Consider the following 19,980-nt stretch of genomic DNA (forward strand, 5'->3'; position numbering starts at 1 on the left):
GAGACATGATGCAACAAGCGGGCGCGCCGAATTTCTTTGTCAACCGTTACACGGGCCCGCCCCATGGACGCGATTACGAGAGATGGCGCGAGGAATTGTGCCGGTGCTCCTTCCGGGTCGACATCCAGCCGGGCGCCGGCGATACCATCGACTGCAAATTGCAGGTCAGCCTGCTGGGTGGCATCATGATGGCTGTCGCAAGCGGATCATCGGCTGAAATCTCGCGCACGCGCGAAACCCTGCAGGACGGTTACGACGGCCTGTCCCTCGTCATCGCCACGTCCGGCCGCATACTCCTACGACATGAGGAACAGTCGATCGAGCTGTCGGAATCGCAAATGGGTCTCGGAGACATGAGCGTGCTCTGTGGCACGCGCATGAGCGGCGATCGCGAGGCCAAGGCCATACGCATTCCGCGATCGCTGCTCCTGACGATCTGCCCCAAGGCCGAGGACCGGCTGGGGCAGGTGCTTGGCGGTCAAGCTCCCATAAGAGAAGCGATTCTACGCTACCACGCACTTGCCGCCCGTGTTGGCCCGCACACAGACGTGGTTGGCCAGCACCTGATGGCGCAACATATGGTCGATCTCATCGCCCTGTTGCTGGGGACGGACGCCGACCGCACGGAACTGGCGAACAGCAGAGGGCATTCCGCCGCGCGGCTCGACCTCATGCGCGCCGACATCATCGCCAATCTGAACCGAGGTGATCTGACCATCCATTCGGTGGCCCAGAAGGCCGGCCTCAGTCCGCGCCGTGCCCAGCGGATGTTCGAACAGACGGGCACCACGTTCACCGAATTCCTGCTTGAACAGCGCATGCTGCTCGTGCGCAGGCTGCTGCTCGATCCCCTCAACCGATGGCGCAAGGTCTCCGACCTCGCCCATTCGGCGGGTTTCCCCGACGTGTCCTATTTCAACCGCGTGTTTCGACGGCGGTTCGGCGTAACGCCGTCCGACATGCGCGGCGCGTGAGGGCGAGACGCGACTGCCGTCGGCGTTGCGCGCGAGTTTCAGGACGCAACTGTTCGGCGACGGCCTCGCAAACCATCCCAACCATCACTAGATTGCCCGCATGAAGAAAATCGGATTTCTGTCCTTCGGACACTGGACGCCCTCGCCGCAGTCGCAGACCCGCTCGGCCGCGGATACGCTGCTGCAATCCATCGAGCTTGCGGTCGCGGCGGAGCAGCTCGGCGCCGACGGCGCCTATTTCCGCGTGCATCATTTTGCGCGGCAGCTGGCGTCGCCCTTCCCCCTGCTCGCAGCCGTCGGCGCCAGGACCAGCAAGATCGAGATCGGCACCGCCGTGATCGACATGCGCTATGAGAACCCGCTTTACATGATCGAGGATGCAGGCAGTGCCGATCTCATCGCCGGCGGACGGCTGCAGCTCGGCATCAGCCGCGGCTCGCCGGAGCAGGTGATCGACGGCTGGCGCTACTTTGGTTATCGCCCGGCCGATGGCCAGAGCGATGCCGACATGGGCCGGCGCCACGCCGAGGTGTTTCTCGACCTGCTGCGCGGCGAAGGCTTTGCCGAGCCCAATCCGCAGCCGATGTTTCCCAATCCGCCGGGGCTGCTGCGCCTCGAGCCGCTGGCCGCTGGCCTGCGCGACCGGATCTGGTGGGGCGCCGGGTCGAATGCGACCGCGGTCTGGGCGGCGAAGCTCGGCATGAACCTGCAGAGCTCGACCTTGAAGAACGACGAGACCGGCGAGGCCTTCCATGTGCAGCAGGCCGCCCAGATCCGCGCCTATCGTGCCGCCTGGAAGGAAGCCGGCCACACCCGCGAACCGCGCGTCTCGGTCAGCCGCAGCATCTTCGCGCTGATCGACGATCGCGACCGCGCCTATTTCGGCGGCGAGCGCGGCGGCGAAGACCAGATCGGCTTCATCGACCCGCAGACGCGCGCGATCTTCGGCCGCTCCTATGCCGCGGAGCCGGATGCGCTGATCGAGCAGCTGCGACAGGACGAGGCGATCGCCGAGGCGGATACGTTGCTGCTGACGATCCCCAACCAGCTCGGCGTTGCCTACTGCGCGCATGCGATCGAGGCGATCTTGAAGCACGTCGCGCCGGCGCTGGGGTGGCGCTGAGGCGGATCGTCGGGCCCCTGCTTCGGCGGAGGCGAGATCAGTGCAAATGGCGCGCCGCGTCGCTTCGGCGCTAGGCTGCCGCCTGTTTCGCTGCACGCCGCGCCCGGTCGGAAGCCGCAATCAGAGGATCGGCCGGCGTGACGCGCGCGTCCACCGGCGCATCGGGCACGAGCGGGACACGGTCGTCCACGGCGCTCTCGACCCGATTGCGGCCGAGCGCCTTCGCCTGGTAGAGGGCCTTGTCGGCGCGCTCGCATAGCGCCTCGACGTCGGCCGCCCGGTCATCCGCCTGTGCGAGGCCGATGCTGACCGTGGCAGCGACCGGAATTCCGTCCACGACACGCGCTGCCGCCGAAAAGCTCTCGCGCACGCGCTCGGCAGCCGCAATCGTCGCCCGTTGGTCGGGCCCGCTGACGATTGCGGCGAACTCCTCGCCCCCGAGCCGCCCCGCGATGCTGCCGCGCGGCAAATTCGCGGACAGCGTCTGCGCGAACAGGCGCAGCACGCGGTCGCCCATCGCATGGCCGTGGCTGTCGTTGATGGCCTTGAACCAGTCGAGGTCGAACAGGAGGAACGCAACCGCTCCGCTCGCACGCGCGCTCAGGCGTTGCTTGGCGAACTCCATGAAGGCGCGCCGGTTGGCGAGGCCGGTCAACCCGTCCGTCATGGCGGCGCGCTTATGCGCGAGCTCGCTGCGCTCCTTGGTCAGCGCGAGAAAGAGATAGTTGATGGCGATGATGAAGAGCAGGGTGAACGTGCTCACGATCGCGAACCAGAACGACCGCAGCGCATCGAAGCTCGTCACCGGCGCCTCTGCGAGAGGGTGCAGCACGACGAGCGGAATGCGCACGAGAAACAGGCCGCCACCGAACGCGGTCAACACGATCAGCGGCCAGCGCGACAGCAATGGCTCGGCGCGGCCACTCCAGAGCACGTAGGCACAGCCGAGCGAATACAGGCCCACGATGGCAGACACGATGATCATGCGCGCCGTGGCGGAATCGTACAGCGCCGGGACCTGGCAGACCGCGATCCACACCAGCGCACCCGCGAGCAGGATGGCGAGGCTCGGACGCCTGGCTTCGAAGCAGCGCGCCCCCTCCAGCATCAGCGCGCAGGCGGTGAACAGCACCGTGTAGGCGAGGTCGGTCGAATAGAAGTCAGGGATCGTGCCGCGCAGGCAGAGCAGGCCAAGCGCGGCCGTCATCACCAGCACCGCGCCGCCCCACCAGGCGAGCGCGCGGACCGCGCGATTTTGCAGCCAGGCGAACAGGGTCAGCGCGCCGAGCAGCACCATGACTGACAGCATCAGCACGTAGATTGTCGGTATGTCGAGCAGCGGCATGGTTCCCACCGGGGTCGCAGACCCTATATCAATGCCGCGCTACGATTTGCTTGCGATAGTTGGTAAACGTCGTCGTAACGGCTTTTCCGCAAGCGAGCTATCGATCGGCGCCGGGGTGGCGGCAAGACAGTCCACCGCCTCGCTGCGCAAGTCAGGCCGGCTCTTGCTGACCCCTGATTTTGTCGAGCCAGGCCACCAAACGTGGGTGTCGCGCATACCGGCCTTCCAGGCTTGCCAATTCCTGCTGAAAGACCGGCAAGGACAGCAGCCTTTCGATATCAGGCTCCCTGATCTTCCAGATCGCCGACGGAAAGAAGCCATGCACCTTGAGCTCATAGAGCTCGAAGATCGCGTGGATGATCTCATGCACGGCCCGCTGCTCTTCCGGCGTGATCTCGATGTCGCCGGCAGCCCTTCGCTCGAGGAATACCGTGACCGGAAGACGGCGACGCAGGTCGGAGACCCGGTCGGAATACCGCAGAAAGATGTCCGCGCCCAGACGCCGATTGTTGGTGTGGAGCGCCGTGTAGATCGCAACACTGCCAACGATGATCGTCCCGAGCGTCATGAATCTGAGAATATGGTCGAGCACGCGTGTGTCTCCTTGCGCGGGGCATCGGAGCTGAAAATGTAGACCACAGCGCGGGCTGATAAAATGGGGCGGCCGAGGCTAACGATGGCAGCTATCGTCCGATTTGTCATGACGCGCAAGTTACCGGCTTGCCTCCATAAGTGATGCCATGGCGGCAATCGTAGCGACCGCTCGGATCGGCGCTTCGCAACTCGTTGATGCGGTCCCACGTGCCTCCCCATGTCCCCTCACCACTCAGCGGGACAAGCGTTCGATCGGGCTCCTCCTTCATGATCTGCCAGATGGGGAGTTCAGTCGCCGCCCAAGAATCGAAATAGGCATCGAGGAAAGAAGGAAACCATCCGGAGTCCATGCCCATGTGCATATCGCTAGGGGCGTCGCCGGAACTGATGAGCCCCCAAGGGCACTTTGGCCCGAAGCCAAACTCGCAAAAGGCAATCGCACTGAATGAATGCGCCGGATCGTCCAGGACGATCCAACACGGATACTGCCGGCCGCGCGTGCCATAATCCCAACTGCGGAGCACGGAGTGCGGGGCTACAAGCAATTTCATCACATGAGCGACGACCCGCGCATCGGACAGCGTCATCAGTTCGTCCGCGATCAAGCTTCTCAGGAAGTGAGCGTCAACAGCCATGCAACTACATTACCATTTGGTCCGTTGCGGCCAAGCCTATCCCGTCCAAACCGGCGCGCGCTCTCGCTGATTGCGAGGTTGAAGCGACAGGGCCCTTGTGACTTATTATGCCATAGGGTCGAACGGCGAGGACGACGATGCCAACAAGAAACGTCGTGCTGACGAAACGCCAACAGGAACTCATTGAGACCCTCGTCGAGTCCGRCCGCTACCGGAACGCCAGCGAGGTGCTGCGGGATGGGCTGCGACTGGTGGAGCAACGCGAGGCCGAGGACGCTGGCAAGCTCAAGGCGTTGCACGCAGCGGCTCGCCTCGGCATTGGATCGTTGGAGCGAGGCGAACTCAAAGAATTCAGGACAATCGAAGACCTGCAAATCTATCTGACTGACTTGTCGGAGAAGGTCATCTCCGGAACAGCTGAATAAAGCCAGGGAAGGCTATGCGATGGCCCCCCATCACCCCGCCTTGACACCCGCATCGATCAACAGCTTCGCCGCGGCAAGCGCCGACTGGGCGGGGCCGTCCTCCGATTGCTGGCCGGTGACGTAGATGCCCTCGATCAGCAGCAAGAGCGCGTCGCCGAGCACGTCCGGACGACGCGCGCCCATGCCGGCTGCGAGTTCGCGCAGGCGCTTGCGAAAGACCTTCTTGTGGGCTTCGGCGACCTGGCGGGCCGGATTGTCGCGCGACGGATATTCCACTGCAGCGTTGCTGAGGCCGCAGCCGCGATAGCCCCTGCGCACGGCGCGCGCCGACAGCTCGCCGATATAGGCGAGCACATGGTCGCGCGCATCGGCGTAGGATTTTCCGTTGGGGCGCTCGAAGTTCTCCCAGAAGTGCTGATCGTAGTCGCGCAGATAGGCCGCGGCGAGATCGTCCTTGGAGGCGAAGCTGCGATAGAGGCTGGGCTTGGTGACGCCGGCGCGGTCCACCACCTCGTCGACGCCGACGGCGCGGATGCCCTCGCGGTAGAACAGCTCGCTTGCCGAGGCGCGAATCCGGTCGGCGGCCCGGAGCGGCGCCTGCGCGGGTGCTTCGACTTTTTTCTTCATCGGGCCTTGATGCCTTTCAGATGGGCTTGACAATGTTACTGACCGGTACGTACTAATACCGCATCGCAATACGTACCGGTAAGTAACATGCCCCCTTCTTCCGTTCAACCTGCCTCCGTTCAATCCGCCGCCTTCTCCAGGCGGCCGTTCGGCCCGAACTACGCCTTCGTGGTCGTCGCCGTGATCTTCCTGGCGCTGCTCGCCGCGGCCGGCCTGCGCTCGACGCCGGGCGTGCTGATGCTGCCCTTGCAGAAGGCCTTCGGCTGGGACGTCGGCGTGATCTCGTCCTCGGCCGCGGTCGGCATCTTCCTCTATGGCCTCGCCGGCCCGTTCGCAGCCGCCGTGATGCAGCGCTTCGGCATCCGCCGCACGGTGCTGGGCGCGCTGGCGGTGATGTCGGTCTCGACCGGCGCGAGCTACTTCATGACCGCGCCGTGGCAATTGTTCCTGACCTGGGGACTGCTCTCCGGCATCGGCTCGGGCGCGGTCGCCAACGTGCTCGGCGCCACCATCGTCAACCGCTGGTTCACCACCAATCGCGGCCTCGTCATGGGACTTTTGACCGCGAGCACGGCCACCGGCACCCTCATCTTCATGCCGGGCCTCGCGGCGCTGGTCGAATGGGGCGGCTGGAAGCCGGTGGTGCTGACGGTTGCGGCGTGCTGCGCGGCGCTGATTCCGCTGGTCTATGTCCTGGTGCCGGAGCGGCCCGCCACGATCGGCCTGCGCTCCTACGGCAGCGCGCATGAGGACCAGCCCGCAGCCCCGGCGCAGGGCAATCCGTTCGTCGCCGCGATCAGCAACCTCGTCCGCGCGGCGAAGACGCCGACCTTCTGGTTCCTGTTCGCGACCTTCTTCATCTGCGGCTTCACCACCAACGGCCTCGTCGGCACCCATCTGATCGCGTTCTGCGGCGACCACGGCATCTTCGAGGTGCAGGCCGCGAGCCTGCTGGCATTGATGGGGTTCTTCGACCTGTTCGGCACCACCCTGTCGGGCTGGCTCACCGACCGTTTCGATCCGCGCAAGCTGCTGTTCTTTTATTACGGCCTGCGCGGGCTGTCGCTGATCTACCTGCCCTACTCGGATTTCTCCTTGGTCAGCCTGACGGTGTTCGCAGCGTTCTACGGGCTCGACTGGATCGCGACCGTGCCGCCGACCGTTCGAATCGCCAACGAAGCGTTCGGCGACAAGAACGCGCCGATGATCTTCGGCTGGGTGGTCGCCGGCCATCAGCTAGGGGCCGCCTGCGCAGCCTTCTTCGCCGGCTTCATGCGCTCGGCGCAGGGCGACTATCTGCAAGCCTTCATGATCGCGGGCGCAACGGGCATCGTCGCAGCCGTGCTGTCGCTGATGATCGGCCGGCGGCCGAAGCAACCGGTGCTCGCCACGGCGTGAGGGTTACGCGGATTGTCCGAGGTGCTTCGGCACCTCGGGCTGTACCGGTCAGGCCGCCCTGACCGAGTCCAGGAACTTTCCGACTTCCAGCTTGAGACGATTGCTGTCGCCGGACAACGATCGCGCCGCAGACAGCACCTGCGAACAGGCCGTGCCGGTCTCGGAAGCGCCGCGCTGCACGTCGGTGATGTTGACAGAAACCTGCCGGGTGCCGTGCGACGCCTGCTGCACATTGCGGGAGATTTCCTGGGTCGCCGCGCCCTGCTCCTCCACGGCGGAAGCGATCGTCGACGAGATCTCGGACAGCTTTTCGATGGTTCTGCTGATGTCCTGGATTGCTCCGACCGATTCTTCCGTCGCGGCCTGAATGCCCGCGATCTGTTGGCCGATCTCGCCGGTGGCTTTCGCGGTCTGCTCGGCGAGCGCCTTCACTTCCGACGCCACGACCGCGAAACCGCGGCCAGCCTCGCCGGCACGCGCCGCCTCGATGGTGGCGTTCAGCGCCAGCAGATTGGTCTGGCCCGCGATCGTATTGATCAGCTCGACGACGTCCCCGATGCGGCCTGCCGCCTTCGACAGCTCACTGACCCGCTCGTTGGTGATGCGGGCCTGGCCGACCGCATCGGTGGCCATCCGCGCCGATTGCTGCACCTGGCGGCTGATCTCGGTGACGGATGACGCCATTTCCTCGGTGGCGGCGGCGACCGACTGCACATTCGTGGACGCTTCCCCGGACGCGGCGGCGACCATCGTGGTGAGTCCCTGTGCACGCTCGGCGGTCGAGCTGAGCGTCGAGGCGGAGGCCTCTAACCTGGTCGCAGCCAGCGACACGGTTTCGACGATCTCGCCCACCGCGGTTTCGAAGGTGTCGGCGAGCTTGATCATATCGGCCTTGCGCTGCCCCACGGCGCGCTTGTCCTGATCTGCCTTGGCATCGGCTTCATCCCGCGCCCTCTGCTCGGCATTCTCGCGGATCACGACGACCGTCTTGGCCACATCGCCGACTTCGTCGCCGCGATTTGCGCCGGGGATTTCGATGTTCAACTCGCCGCCCGCCATCTTGCCGAGTGCGCCACTCAGGCGGGTCAGGGGCCTTGAAACGCCGACAAAAGTGAAGGTCACCGACCCGATGAGCGATAGCATCATGATGATAGCCATGGCGAAACTCAGACGGTTCGCCTGGCCCAACTCGGCCGTTGCCACCGCCTTGGCCTCCTCGGCGCCCTTCTCGGCGACGTCCACTGCCGCTCGCATCGACTCGAGGATCTGGTTCGCAACCGGCAACGCCTTTGCATCGACGAGCTGTTTCTTGTCCGCTTCCGCCCGAATCGCCTCGTGAGTGGCTGCGGAAAACTTCTTCACGATGGTCGCGAGCGAACCGATCGTACCGAGAAGACCCGCGTCGCTGACGATGCTCCTGGCACTGTCCAGCGTGTCATCCAGTCCGCCGGTACGATTGTCGATCACGTTCTTCTGGCTCTCGTCGCCGGTTGCGATCAATTGCCAGGTCGCGGAACGAACCGCATTGAACATTGAATCGGCTTCGTTCAGGACCTTTTCGACGTCGGTTCGATTTGCCGCGCGGATCAGCGCCGACGACAGCAGCAGGTCTTCAAACGTCTTGGTCCACTCGGCGGAGCGGTCGTTCCGCCTCTTGGTGATCTCGAAGATCTTGAGTTGGGCCTTTCCGATATCCGATGCCTGGTTGTTGTAGTCGGCGGCAAGGGACCTGATTTTCTGCAGCCGCTCCTTGTCGCCCGGATTGGCGACATTGCCGACCGCAACATCGAGCTCCCTGATCACGGCCGTAAAGGCGGCGTTGAGGTCACCCAGGCCCTTCTCGAGTTCCGGCGGATTCTTCGACTGCCTGATATCGCGCACCGCCAGCTCCATGCCCCGCAACGCAATGTTGGCTTGAAGGGTGTGATCGGCGATTGCCTGCTGCACGCCGGCGCGGCGCTGGGCTGAATTGATGGCCGATTCCGAAACCATCTGGTTGGCGACCATGGCTCCCGAAAGGAGCACGCCGAACAGGCCCACGGCGCCAAGTTTGTAACCGATGCGATTAAGCTTGAGCATGTTGGCGGACTGTCCACATTCTGAATGACAGAAGTGTTTGGGTGAGCGGACCAAACCCCGACGAGGCGCAATCAGGCGGCGGGAAGCGTAGTCGGCCAGCATTATTTTATGGTTAATGCGTCTTCCGACTCGACTTGAGGTCGCGATTGACTTCAGCCACCACCCTGACAATGATGCCGCCGGGGATTTGGAATTTATCAGGGGCGAAAATGCGTGGTGGTTGTCTGGGGGCTTTTGTCGTAGCTGCGTTTCTTGCGGGGTGTGCATCGGGATCAATGGGCAGTACGGCTCTGACCGACAGCGTCAAGTCGAATACTGCACGTCTGGTGGTCTATCGCTCGTCGGCGCTGGGATTTGCGGTCATGCCCAACTACGCCGTCGATGGACGCGTGATCGGCGGCAGTCAGGCCGCGGGGTTCGTGTCGTGCGATCTGCCCCCTGGCCGCCACGAGGTCGCCGTCAACAATCTGCCGCTGAGCAGCAATCTGTTCGGGCAGGGCAGCGAGAAGGTGAGCGTCGATCTGCGCGCCGGCAGCACGACCTACCTCTCCGCCCAGCCGCAGATGGGAATCGTGACGCCCGGCGCGATCACGCTGATCCAGGTCACGGAAGGCCAGGGCCGCGCCGACGTCGCCAGCCTGCATCAGAGCAACGGCTCATGCGGCAAGGCCTGATTCGACTCATTCCACCGTCGAAGCACGGATGCGACGCCTTGTTCTGAAAATCATCCTGCGTCTTGGCCGCTACGCCGTTCTTCCGGTCGTGGCGCTGGCCTGTGTGATTCTGGCCGTCTGGCTGATGGCGATGGATCGCTACACGATCACGACGCTGGCGACGGCACCGATCGTATTCTCGCTATTCACGGCCGCGGTGGCGGTCGCAATTGGCCTGCTGCTCCTGCCCTCGCGAAAGCATCGGAGTTTCGAGGCGAGCGAGGAGGCCGCCCCGGGTCTCTGGGCGGCGTGGAAGGATCTCGACCCAGGCTTTGTCCGATCGAACCGCAGCTTGCGGATCGACACCGATTTCAACGCATCGATCGGCGAGGTCAGCCGATATGCCGGGCTGTTCGGGCGGCAGATCACGATGACCGTCGGCCTGCCGCTGCTGATCGTCCTGGACGAGCGCGCCGTTCGCGCGATCATCGCCCATGAGGTTGCGCATGCCCGGCTTCGACACACTTCGGGAAGCATCAACCTTGCGGATTTCATCGCGGCTTCCGAGAACGTCCTGTTCTACGCCGATCCGGACCACACCATCACCGGACGCATTGCCCGGGCCCTGCTCCACTCCATGCTCGAATGGCTCGAGAAGGAATATCGCGCGCTGTCGCGGGAGAACGAGCTTTACGCCGATCTCGGCGCAGCCGAGCAGGTTGGACGTGCCGAAGCGGCGCGCGCCCTGGTGCTGACGGAAGGGTGCGGAACGCGTCTCACCGATCTCGTCTACGCTCCTCTGGAGAAGGAAGTGCTGGGCGCGATCAATGCACCGCGCCCTCCCTTCGAGCGCGTCTTGGAGCAGCTTGGTGACATCAGGGCGCCGGAGCCGATGGCCGCTGCCGCCGTCGCCGGCCTGACGCGCGAGCACGATCCGGACGCGACGCATCCGCCTTTTGCCACGCGGCTTGCCAATCTCGGATACACCGGCATTCCTGACATCGACGAAGTCAGGACGTCCGCCATCGACCAGCTTTTGTCGCGGGATGCGGCAAAGGACATCATCGCTCGCTTCGACGAGGAATGGCGGAAGAAGGCGCAGGCCTGGGTCAGCGTCGGCAGGTGAGCGCCGCCACCACTGAACCGTAGCGTTGCCGCGATAGCCCGTGCGCCGCCGCGCCCGGGTTCACCCCGTCTTCGTCCCCGTGATGACGGCGAGCGCCTCGACGAGGCGATCGAGATCGGACTCCTCGGTGTAGAGCGCCGGCGTCACGCGGATGCACTGGCCCTTGGCGACGCCGGCCCGGCGCACGGTCAGGATCTTGTGGCCATCCCTGAGCTTCGCCACGGTGGCGTCGTTGTCGGCCTTGCTGGTCTTGCCGGCAAGGCGGAAGGATGTGAGCGCCCCATACAGGCCGGGCTCGTCCGGCGTCAGGATCTCGATATCCTTGAACCCACGCACGCGGCTGACCCAATAGTCGCGCAGGTACCGCAGGCGGGCCTGCTTCGCCGCCGCGCCGATCTGCTGATGGAGCGCCACGGCCGCGGGCACCGTCAGCACCGTCGCGAAATTGACCGTGCCGGTGTGGACCCGCGAGCGGATGTCACTTTCCGGGAAATCCTCATCGCCCATGTCGCGGTCGATGTCGGCGAGGCGGTCCTTCTTGATGTAGAGGAAGCCCACGCCGACCGGCGCGCCGATCCATTTGTGCAGGTTGAAGCCTGCGAAATCGACCTCGAGCTCGCCCACCCTGAAGTCGATCTGCCCCCAGGAATGGGCGGCGTCGAGGATGGTGTCGACGCCTTTCGCCCTCGCCATGCGCGCGATCTCGGCGACCGGCATGACGAGGCCGGTGCGATGGCTGACATGGGTCAGGAGGAGGAGCCTGGTCTTCGGATTCGCCTCGAGGGCGCGGGCATAGGCGTCGAGCACGCTCTCGCGGGTGGCCGGCTCCGGCACATCGAACTTGACCACGTCGACACCGCGGCGCGCCCTAAGCGCGTTCATCGCATACTGCATCGAATCGTAGTCGAGGTCGGCGTAGAGCACGCCGTCGCCGGGCTTCAGCCTGTTGTAGCCGCCGATGAGGAGCTGCAGCGCTTCGGTCGCGCCGCGGGTCAGCGCGATCTCCTCGGGCGCCGCGCCGACCGCCTGCGCCACTTTGGCCCGCACGGCCTCGAAATCCGCCCCCGCGCGCTGCCGCGCATAATAGGAATTCTGATAATTGACCATGTCGGACTGGCGGATGAACTCGCGCCTCACCGGCTCGGCCATGATGCCCCAAAAGCCGTTCTCCAGATTGACGACATCAGGCGTCACGGCATAGAGGCCCTTCACCGTCGTCCAATAGGCCTTGTCGGCGGCGATTGCGGCCGCCGATCCGGTCGGCTGCGCCGGCAGGCCGTCGGCGGCAAATGCCGGCGCCGCCAGGGACGTGACGGCCGCAGCCGCGAGGCCCTTCAGGATCGACCGGCGGTCGGACGAAATTGTCTCAGTCAGATGCATATCAGCCCTCCACGATGCGCGGCGAAGGGAACAGCGATCAGTTGAGCGCGAATGACGGAGCGATGACAGTTTGATGATCAGTTACCCGGCGGCCGTTGCCCCGCCGATCACCCCGGCGCTGAGATCGTCGAGCTTGCGACGGGCAAATCGTCGAATGGATTCGGCTCGAAGGCGGGTGCACCTTTTGCGGGAACCGGCCGACCGGCTGCCACCTTTGCGGTGCAGGCCTCTCGCCGGTACAATTCTCAACTGATTCTCGTCCGACGAAGGGTGCGGACGCCGCGGCCGTCATCGGCGCGGCCATGTCTGGCGGGAACAATCTTGGTGCCGAGGACGATTTCGGCGTCGTCGGAGGGAGGACAATTTGCGGGACCGCGAACGCGAACGTCAGTTCGGCTAGCGTCGGCCGACATGCACCACCATACGGCTTTTCACGATCCCGTTCTGGTCGCGCTATCGATTTTGATCGCGGCACTCGCCTCTTATACGGCATTGGACCTGGCGACCCGAATGCGGGCTGCTTCGGGAAGGGCCCGAAGGTCCTGGCTGGTCGCCGCTGCGATCGCCATGGGCGGCGGCATCTGGTCCATGCATTTCGTCGGCATGCTGGCCTTCAGCCTGCCTGGAATCGAGATCTCGTACGATCCCTTCCTGACTCTGCTCTCGCTTGTCATTCCGATTGTCGTCGCCGCTGCCGCCTTTGCCGTCGTCGGACGACGCCCGCAGGCGCTGCTCGCATCCGGCTTCGCGATGGGACTTGGTATCTCCGGCATGCACTATACCGGCATGGCCGCGATGCGGATGGCGGCCCTCATCGCGTACGATCCCCGATGGGTGGTGGTCTCGATCCTGATCGCGATCAGCGCCTCGGTCGTGGCGCTCTGGCTCGCCTTCCGCAACACCAACGCGGTCCAGCGGCTGTTCGCGGGATTGGTGATGGGCCTTGCGATCTCCGGCATGCACTACGCCGCGATGGAAGGCGCCATGTTCCTGCCGACCGGCACCATGGCGCGGCAGGCAGGACATCTCGGCGTCGGTCAGGCGCCGCTCGCATTCCTGCTCGCCGGCATCACCATCATGATCCTGAGCATCGGGATCGCCGCTGCCGTCTATGACAGGGCTTCCGCGGAGCGCGCCCAGCGCGAGGCCGACGCACTGAGACGCAGCGAAGAACGTTTCCGGCTCCTTGTGGAGGGAATCGTCGACCACGCGATCTTCATGCTCGATTCGGATGGGCGCGTGGGCAACTGGAATCTCGGCGCGCGCCGGCTGATGGGCTATGGCGATGACATCGTCGGCACGAGCTACACCATTTTTCATACCGAGGAAGATTGCGCGGCCGGAGCGCCCGCGCGTGCGCTCGTTGCAGCCGAGCGGGAGGGCAAGTCCGCCATAGAAGGCTGGCGCATGCGCAAGGACGGCAGCCGCTTCTGGGCGGAGGCAACGATCGTCGCGGTACGGAACGAAAGCGGCGCAATCGCGGGCTTTGCGAACATCGTGCGCGACGTCAGCGAAAGGAGACGGGCGCAGGAAGCGCTGGATCGGGCGCGCGAAGCGCTGTCGATGTCGCAGAAGATGGAGACCATCGGCCAGCTTACCGGCGGCGTGGCCCACGATTTCAACAACCTGCTCGCGGCCGTTCTCGGCAGCCTCGAGCTCCTGAAGAAGCGCCTGCCGTCGGGCGATCCGAGGATCCAGCGCCTGGTGGACAACGCGATGCAAGGCGCGCAGCGGGGCGCCTCCCTGACCCAGCGCATGCTCGCTTTCGCGCGCAAGCAGGATCTCAGGCCGGAGGTCGTCGATGTCCGCGAGCTGGTGCATGGCATGGCGCCGCTGTTGAAATTCGAAGCCGGAATTCGCGTCGAGACGTTGTTTCCGATGGACCTGCCGAAGGTGAAGGTCGACGCGAACCAGCTCGAACTCGCCGTCCTCAACCTGGCGGTCAACGCGCGTGATGCGATGCCGGACGGCGGCCTGATCACCATCGCCGCGCGCGAGGAACGGGACGATGGCGGCCTTCCGGCCAGCTGCTATGTCGCGCTCTCGGTGAGCGACACCGGCTGCGGCATGGACGATGAGATCCTCAAGCACGCTCAGGAGCCGTTCTTCACGACCAAGGGCGTCGGCAAGGGCACCGGGCTCGGTCTGTCGATGGTCCACGGACTTGCCGAGCAGTCCGGCGGCCGGCTGGTCTTGAAGAGCCGTCCCGGCGAGGGCACGACGGCCGACATCTGGCTGCCGATCGCCGAGGAGGCCGCAGTGCCCGAGCGGCGCACGGAGGCTCCGGCACCCGCAGCCCGGGCCAGCCGGCAGCTTGCCGTGCTCGTCGTCGACGACGACCTCCTGGTGCTCGAGAACACGGCAGTGATGCTGGAGGATCTCGGGCACACGGTGGTCGAGGCGCGCTCGGGCGAGGAGGCGCTGGCCCTGCTCCGCCGCACGCGCGCTGTTGACCTGGTCGTGACCGACTATGCGATGCCCGGCATGACCGGACTGCAGCTGGCCAGCGCTGTCGCCGCGGAGCGCCCCGAGACGGTCATCCTCCTGAGCACGGGATACGCTGACCTTCCGAGCGACACGCGATCCAACCTGCCGCGCCTGGCAAAGCCATTCGACCAGGCCGCGCTTGCGAAGGCGATCGAGGCGGCGATGGGCGAAGACGAGCCAACCGGATCCATCGTCGCGTTTCGGCCGAAGAGCGCTTGAACGGCCGGTGGGTCAATGCACGAAAGCTTATTGCACCTCGATGTTCGCGTCCTTGACCAGCTTGCGCCAGCGGTCCTCCTCCTGCCCGACATAGCGATCGAGCTGTTCCGGGGAGCCCCCCACCATGATGAGGCCTTCGTTGGCCTCGAGTTGCTTGAAACCACCGGACTGAACGGCCTTCGCGACGGCCTGATTCAGGCGTGCGATCACGGGAGCGGGTGTCTTGGCCGGAGCGTACAATCCGTACCACGACTCGGCGGCATAGCCGGGCACCCCCGCCTCGGCGACGGTCGGCAATTGCGGAAACGCTGTCGAACGCTCGGCGGACGTAACCGCCAATGCCCGGAGCTGGCCCGCAGCCACCAGCGAGGCCGCGCTTGCTACGGTGGTGAACATCACGTCGATCTGCCCACCCAGGAGATCGCTGATCGCAGGCGCCGCGCCCTTGTAGGGCACCGCCGTCATCTTGACCTTCGCCATCGCATTAAACAGCTCGCCCGCGAGATGAGCCGAGGTGCCGGTGCCGAACGTTCCGAAATTGAGCTTGCCCGGATTGGCCTTGGCTTCAGTGATCAGATCGGAGATCGAGTTGATCTTCGATGCGGGGTTGACGACGACGATATTGAAGGATCGCGCGATCAGCGAGACCGCCGCGAAATCCTTGTGCGGATCGAACGGCAGCTTGTTGTACAGGCTCGGGTTGACCGCGTGCGCGAAGGTCGCCATCAGCAGCGAATAGCCGTCGGGCTCGCTGTTGGCGACCGTCTGGGTTCCGATGATGGTCCCGGCGCCCGGCTTGTTCTCGATGATGACGGATTTACCGAGGTCCGTCTGGATCTCCTGCGCCGTGGTTCGCGCGATGATGTCGGTCCCGCCACCGGCCGCGAAAGGCACCACGATCTTGATGATCTTGTCGGGATATTCGGCGCGCGCCGGCGCCATGCCAAGCCCCGCGACCACCGGCACGACGGCACAGGCGAGGACGGCGAGACTCAGCCGGCGCCGCATGACGAAACCCTTCCTGCGAGCGCCGTCATGATTGATGATTTCGCCAATGGCCATCTGGAGCTCCATCCGATTTTGTTCAGACATTGAGAACAACCAATCCGTCTGCTGCCTTCACGCCCTGGCCCGCCGGCAGCACTAAGACCGGATTGATTTCAGCCTCGGCCAGGCGGTCGCCGAGTTGCGCAACCATGCGCGAGAAAGCGACGATCGTCCCTGCGAGCGCTTCGACATCGCATTTCGGCCGGCCCCGAAAACCGTCCAGCAACGGCCACGTGACAAGGTCGCGCACCATCGCGCGGGCTTCGGACAGACCAAGGCCGCCGTCCGGTGGAAGCAGACGCATCGTCGTGTCCTTGAGCAATTCGGCGGTGACGCCGCCCATTCCGAGAAGGATCGCGGTTCCCAGGGGATCGCGATGCATCCCGAGAATGATTTCGACGCCGCCCGAGATCATCTCCTGAACCAGGAACCGTTCGGATCGCTTCCCGGCCCTGGCTTCGACCTCCTCCGCCATCACCGTCAGGCGGTCACCGATCGTATCAGCGGTCAGGTTGACCGCGACGCCGCCGACGTCGCTCTTGTGCGCGATCTCGCGCGAGAGAATCTTGAGCACAACCCGGCCACCGAGGTCGCGCGCCGCCTGTTCCGCTTCGGCTGATGTTGCGACCACCTTCTCCGCTACGATCGGCACGCCGAAATGGACGAACAGCGCCTTGGCCTGTGCCTCATCCAGCGATCCCGCCGGGAAGTCGCTGATATCGGCCGTCATCGCGGTCGAGCCGGATGTCTGGACCTGTTCCGGCAGTCCGGCCTGCAAGAGCCCGTCGAGCGCGGCGGCACAGCTTTCGGCGGACGTATAGGCCGGGACGCCTCGCCGGGTGAGGACGGAGACCACGTCGGGCGCGTAGGGACTGACATAGGCAATGACGGGCTTGTCGCTCATCGGCAGGCAGTCGTGGATGGCATCGGCCATCAGGGTCGGCGATCCCACCGCCGACGAGCCGACGATGAGGGTCAGCGCATCGTAGGAGGGACTTGCGAGCAGGATGCGGATTGCGGCGCGAAGCAGATCCGGCTGCAGGCCGGCCAGGGTCACATCGATCGGATTGCGATCGAGCGCGGCGTGCGATCCCGACTGCAAGGCGCGCAGTTGCGCGGCCGTTTCCGCGTCGGGGGCAGGTGTTGCAAAGCCGGCGACGCCGAGACTGTCCGAAACGATCGTGCCGGCGCCACCGGTGGAGGTGAGGATCGCCACACGCTTGCCGGACAGCTTCCGTTCCGCCGCAAGGGCTGCGGGAATGTCGAGCAAATCATCGAACGTCTTGGCGCGGATCACGCCGAGCTGCCTGAACAAGGCGTCGTACATGCGGTCGGAGCCCGCGAGCGCTCCCGTGTGCGAGACGGCCGCCTTGGCGCCCGCCTCCGATCGCCCGATCTTGAAGGCGACGACGGGCTTGCCGGCGCGCCGCGCCTTGAGGACCGCCTCGCGAAAGCGAGCCGGATTGCGGATCGCCTCGATGTAAAGCGCAATGACCCTGGTCGCATTGTCGTCGGCAAGGAAGTCGATGAAATCAGCGAGCTCGAGATCGGCTTCGTTGCTGGTTGACACCAGCTTCGACAGCCCTACGCCGCGCGCGGCGGCGCGCGACAACAAGGCGCCGAGAATACCGCCGCTTTGCGAGACCAGTCCGATCGCGCCCGTCGGGAAGTGATCCATCGCCAGCGCGCCGGATGCCGACAGCACGATATTGTCGGTGAGATTGACGAGGCCGATTGTGTTCGGCCCGAGCAGGCGCATGGATCCGGCGGCCTCCATGAGCTGCTTCTGGCGCTCGGCGCCTTCCGCCCCGGTTTCGGTGAAGCCGCTGGCAAGAACGATCGCCGCGGCAGCGCCCCGTTCGGACAATTCGCGCACCGCGATGTGCGCGCGCTCCGCGCCGAGCAGGACAATGCCGACATCAGGCACATCAGGCAGCGAAGCGACGTCGACGTAGCAGGCCAGACCGCCGATGTCCGCGACCTTCGGATTGACGGGATAGATCTCACCCGCAAAGCCGTGTTTCTGGAGATAGGAGACCGGTCGCCCTGACGTCTTGCTCGGGTCTGCTGAAGCGCCGATGATTGCGACGCTACGTGGTCGGATCAGGCGTTCGATGGCATCCATCGCTCAATCCTTCGACGAGGATTGCGCGAGGAACGCTGTCACAGCGTCACGATGCTCCGCGCTAGTGTAGCAGATGGCCTGCGCCTGGCTGCCGAGACTGAAAATATCATGCGCGGAATGCTCGAAGGTCTCGTTCAGGATCTTCTTGCCCAGAGCGAGCGCGGTGGGAGACCCCTGTGCCAGTTCGGCCGCCCAGGCCTGCGCGGCCGGCAGCAGCTCGGTCGAAGCCACCTTGCGATCGACGATGCCGAGCGAGAGCGCTTCGTCGGCCTCGACCATGCGCCCGGTGAAGATCAGTTCCTTTGCCTTCGAAAGCCCGACCCGGCGAGGCAGGAAATACAGGCCGCCGCCGTCGGGTATCAGGCCTCGCTTGATGTAGGACCAGGTGAATTTCGATCGTTCCGTTCCCATGACGAAGTCGCAGGCAAGCGCGGTGTCCGCACCGAGGCCGGCCGCGGCGCCGTTGACGGCGGCGATGGTTGGTTTCGGCAGGCCGAGCAGGAACGACTGCACATGGTGCACGCCCTGCTGACGGCTCCATCCGTTGAATGCGACTTCGCCCCGCGGCGCCTCGAGCCGGCGCTTCATGCCGCTGATATCGCCGCCGGCGCAGAAGGCGTTGCCGCGCCCGGTCAGCACCAGGGCCTTGATCGCCTTGTCCCGGGCGACGGCTTCGAGCGCACTGACGAACTCGGCGCGCATGTCGTCGCTCATGGCGTTGCGCCGTTCCGGCCGGTTGAATGCGATTGTCGCGACACCGGCTTCGACGGAAAATTCGATGAGCTGATAGGACATGGCAAGCTCCGTGGTTGGAGTCGGCTCCCGAATGCCGCTTTCACGCCGTGCCGCTTCCTGGTCGAGCCGTGCGCGGCCGGGCATTCTTCTTCCCGGCTATAGCGGCTTGCACCTTGCGGAACATCCCCTTAATTCCACTTAGTGGAAATGCCTTTGGGAGGCCGGATATGGCGCAGGCGCGCAGATATGCGGGCGGGGTTGACGGCAACCGGTCGCTCGAAAGGGGCATCGAGATCCTCAGGGCTTTCCGGCCCGGCGTCGACACGCTCGGCAACGGCGAGATTGCGGAGCGAACCGGATTGCCGCGATCGACGGTCAGCCGGCTGACACGAACGCTGGTCAATTCCGGGATGCTCGACGAAGTCCGCGCTGAGCGGACCTACCGCCTTGCCGCGTCGGTCATCAGTGTTGGTCATGCGATGCGGACGGGATCACCCGTGCTCAACGCGATCGGAGCGATGATGCGGGCCGAGTCGGCGAAACGCCGGCTCAACGTGGGGCTCGCGACCGCTGATAGAACCATGATGGTCTATCTCGAATCGATCCGCTATAGCCCCCGCGCGGCGCTGCGCAACGTGGTCGCCGGCCAGCAGGTGCCGATGGAGCTGACGTCGCTCGGTCGCGCGTACCTGGCCGGCATTGCCGGGGCCGAGCGCGAGCGGTTGCTGAGACTGTTCAGACGGCGCAGCGCTGCGGCCACGAAGGCGCTGCTCGCCGACGTCAGGCGATCGATCAGCGCTGTCGAGCGTGACGGCTATTGCGCGGTATCGTGGCAGCCTGCCGTTCTTGCCGTCGCAACGCCCATCGTGCTGGAGGGACTTCCGGTCTACGCACTCAACATGAGCCTGCAGAATGTCGATCGATCCGAGGCGCTGGCGAGCGAGATGGGCGCGTATCTCAACGCCTTTGCGGCCAAGTGCAAGGAGGCGCTGGCAAACCGCTGAAGCC

General features: G+C 65.0%; 17 protein-coding genes. 8 read left to right on the forward strand and 9 right to left on the reverse strand.

Going from position 1 to position 19,980, the window contains the following annotated elements; translation table 11 throughout:
* Positions 1 to 5: 5 nt before the first annotated feature.
* Both ACXJMY_RS17615 and ACXJMY_RS17620 read left to right on the forward strand, forming a co-directional pair.
* The gene (locus ACXJMY_RS17615) at positions 6 to 974 is read left to right on the forward strand and encodes an AraC family transcriptional regulator (RefSeq protein ID WP_456620601.1); all 969 of its coding nucleotides are present in this window, start codon (positions 6 to 8) and stop codon (positions 972 to 974) included.
* A 100-nt stretch (positions 975 to 1,074) separates the two neighbouring features.
* Positions 1,075 to 2,097 (forward strand): LLM class flavin-dependent oxidoreductase, encoded by a 1,023-nt coding sequence (locus ACXJMY_RS17620; protein ID WP_456620602.1) that lies wholly within the window; start codon positions 1,075 to 1,077, stop codon positions 2,095 to 2,097.
* Positions 2,098 to 2,167: 70 nt separating this feature from the next.
* On the opposite strand, the gene ACXJMY_RS17625 is transcribed toward ACXJMY_RS17620, so the two are convergent.
* From ACXJMY_RS17625 to ACXJMY_RS17635, 3 genes are all read right to left on the reverse strand, one after another.
* On the reverse strand, positions 2,168 to 3,442 hold the full coding sequence (locus ACXJMY_RS17625) for a diguanylate cyclase (protein ID WP_456620603.1): 1,275 nt from the start codon (positions 3,440 to 3,442) through the stop codon (positions 2,168 to 2,170).
* A gap of 151 nt (positions 3,443 to 3,593) precedes the next feature.
* A complete protein-coding gene (locus tag ACXJMY_RS17630) occupies positions 3,594 to 4,010 on the reverse strand; it encodes a hypothetical protein (RefSeq protein ID WP_456620604.1) in 417 nt (138 codons plus the stop codon).
* Between the two features lie 130 nt (positions 4,011 to 4,140).
* Positions 4,141 to 4,671: a hypothetical protein gene (locus ACXJMY_RS17635; protein WP_456620605.1), complete on the reverse strand. Its 531-nt coding sequence runs from the start codon at positions 4,669 to 4,671 to the stop codon at positions 4,141 to 4,143.
* A 137-nt stretch (positions 4,672 to 4,808) separates the two neighbouring features.
* Between ACXJMY_RS17635 and ACXJMY_RS17640 the strand changes: the two genes are divergently transcribed.
* The gene (locus tag ACXJMY_RS17640) at positions 4,809 to 5,096 is read left to right on the forward strand and encodes a type II toxin-antitoxin system ParD family antitoxin (protein WP_456620606.1); all 288 of its coding nucleotides are present in this window, start codon (positions 4,809 to 4,811) and stop codon (positions 5,094 to 5,096) included.
* A gap of 30 nt (positions 5,097 to 5,126) precedes the next feature.
* On the opposite strand, the gene ACXJMY_RS17645 is transcribed toward ACXJMY_RS17640, so the two are convergent.
* Positions 5,127 to 5,723: a TetR/AcrR family transcriptional regulator gene (locus ACXJMY_RS17645; RefSeq protein ID WP_456620607.1), complete on the reverse strand. Its 597-nt coding sequence runs from the start codon at positions 5,721 to 5,723 to the stop codon at positions 5,127 to 5,129.
* An 87-nt stretch (positions 5,724 to 5,810) separates the two neighbouring features.
* Here ACXJMY_RS17645 and ACXJMY_RS17650 point away from each other — a divergent pair, with 87 nt between their 5' ends.
* Positions 5,811 to 7,121 carry an MFS transporter gene (locus ACXJMY_RS17650; RefSeq protein ID WP_456620608.1) on the forward strand — a complete coding sequence of 437 codons (1,311 nt, stop codon included), beginning with the start codon at positions 5,811 to 5,813 and terminating at the stop codon, positions 7,119 to 7,121.
* A 48-nt stretch (positions 7,122 to 7,169) separates the two neighbouring features.
* Here the strand turns inward: ACXJMY_RS17650 and ACXJMY_RS17655 are convergent, their stop codons facing one another.
* Positions 7,170 to 9,200, reverse strand: coding sequence for a methyl-accepting chemotaxis protein (locus tag ACXJMY_RS17655; RefSeq protein WP_456620633.1), 2,031 nt, complete (start codon positions 9,198 to 9,200; stop codon positions 7,170 to 7,172).
* 275 nt (positions 9,201 to 9,475) lie between these two features.
* On the opposite strand from ACXJMY_RS17655, the gene ACXJMY_RS17660 reads away from it, so the two are divergent.
* Together ACXJMY_RS17660 and ACXJMY_RS17665 are read left to right on the forward strand one after the other, a co-directional pair.
* Complete coding sequence (locus ACXJMY_RS17660) at positions 9,476 to 9,874, forward strand: DUF2846 domain-containing protein (protein WP_456620609.1); 399 nt, start codon at positions 9,476 to 9,478, stop codon at positions 9,872 to 9,874.
* A gap of 28 nt (positions 9,875 to 9,902) precedes the next feature.
* Complete coding sequence (locus ACXJMY_RS17665; protein WP_456620610.1) at positions 9,903 to 10,979, forward strand: M48 family metallopeptidase; 1,077 nt, start codon at positions 9,903 to 9,905, stop codon at positions 10,977 to 10,979.
* A gap of 60 nt (positions 10,980 to 11,039) precedes the next feature.
* On the opposite strand, the gene ACXJMY_RS17670 is transcribed toward ACXJMY_RS17665, so the two are convergent.
* Entirely contained in the window at positions 11,040 to 12,359 is a 1,320-nt protein-coding gene (locus tag ACXJMY_RS17670) for an aminotransferase class V-fold PLP-dependent enzyme (protein WP_456620611.1), read from the reverse strand.
* Positions 12,360 to 12,770: 411 nt separating this feature from the next.
* Here ACXJMY_RS17670 and ACXJMY_RS17675 point away from each other — a divergent pair, with 411 nt between their 5' ends.
* On the forward strand, positions 12,771 to 15,065 hold the full coding sequence (locus ACXJMY_RS17675; RefSeq protein ID WP_456620612.1) for an MHYT domain-containing protein: 2,295 nt from the start codon (positions 12,771 to 12,773) through the stop codon (positions 15,063 to 15,065).
* A 27-nt stretch (positions 15,066 to 15,092) separates the two neighbouring features.
* On the opposite strand, the gene ACXJMY_RS17680 is transcribed toward ACXJMY_RS17675, so the two are convergent.
* Genes ACXJMY_RS17680 through ACXJMY_RS17690 form a run of 3 tightly spaced genes read right to left on the reverse strand, consistent with a single transcriptional unit; the run spans position 15,093 to position 19,032 of the window.
* Entirely contained in the window at positions 15,093 to 16,127 is a 1,035-nt protein-coding gene (locus ACXJMY_RS17680; protein WP_456620613.1) for a tripartite tricarboxylate transporter substrate binding protein, read from the reverse strand.
* 22 nt (positions 16,128 to 16,149) lie between these two features.
* Positions 16,150 to 18,237, reverse strand: coding sequence for an acetate--CoA ligase family protein (locus ACXJMY_RS17685; protein ID WP_456620614.1), 2,088 nt, complete (start codon positions 18,235 to 18,237; stop codon positions 16,150 to 16,152).
* A gap of 3 nt (positions 18,238 to 18,240) precedes the next feature.
* Positions 18,241 to 19,032 (reverse strand): enoyl-CoA hydratase/isomerase family protein, encoded by a 792-nt coding sequence (locus ACXJMY_RS17690; protein WP_456620615.1) that lies wholly within the window; start codon positions 19,030 to 19,032, stop codon positions 18,241 to 18,243.
* 167 nt (positions 19,033 to 19,199) lie between these two features.
* Between ACXJMY_RS17690 and ACXJMY_RS17695 the strand changes: the two genes are divergently transcribed.
* Positions 19,200 to 19,976 carry an IclR family transcriptional regulator gene (locus tag ACXJMY_RS17695; RefSeq protein WP_456620616.1) on the forward strand — a complete coding sequence of 259 codons (777 nt, stop codon included), beginning with the start codon at positions 19,200 to 19,202 and terminating at the stop codon, positions 19,974 to 19,976.
* Positions 19,977 to 19,980: the final 4 nt, after the last annotated feature.

Source organism: Bradyrhizobium sp. P5_C12 (assembly GCF_054049735.1).